Here is a 590-nt window from a genome sequence, read left to right as displayed (position 1 = left end):
ATTTTATTTTCTGGTGAAACTCTTGCATATACTGATATATGATCTAAATCTCTATCTAACTCTTCGTCAGTTAATGCATCTAATTCACTACCTGTCAGAGCCATATCTCCATCTTCAAATATTCCGATATCTACAGCTATTGCTTTTGCAGTTGTTTTATGATCTCCTGTTATCATGACAGTTTTTATACCAGATTTTCTAGCATTTTCCACTGCTTCATAAACTTCTTCTCTAGGAGGATCTATCATTGCAGTAAGTCCGATTAAAGTTAAGTTGTTTTCATCTTCAATTGTTGGTACAAAACTTTCATTTTCTACTCTCTTTGTTGCAAATGCTAAAACTCTTAATGCTTTATTAGAAAACTCTTCGTTCATTTTCTTATATTCATCAATTATCTCATCACTAGCCTTTACAACTTCGTCTCCTACTAATGCATACTTACATCTATTAAAGATTACATCCGGAGCCCCTTTTGTAAACATAACTACTTCTCCATCAACCTTATTAACAGTAGTCATAAGTTTTCTATCACTATCAAATGGTAATTCGCTTAATCTAGTATTTATTTCTCTTATTTCTTTATAATCAAA

The 590-nt window shown here is 31.4% G+C and carries 1 protein-coding gene; it reads right to left on the bottom strand.

Annotated features, from left to right (window positions below; all coding sequences use genetic code 11):
* Nucleotides 1–590, bottom strand: a 590-nt coding sequence (locus tag AZI32_RS17460; protein ID WP_157450986.1) for an HAD-IC family P-type ATPase, incomplete at both ends; no start/stop codon positions are given.

This window comes from Clostridium sp. ATCC 25772, from assembly GCF_001573875.1.
GTDB lineage: Bacteria > Bacillota > Clostridia > Clostridiales > Clostridiaceae > Clostridium_J > Clostridium_J senegalense.
Note: the sequence above shows the minus strand (reverse complement) of the source record. Positions and strands in the feature narration are given on the sequence as shown.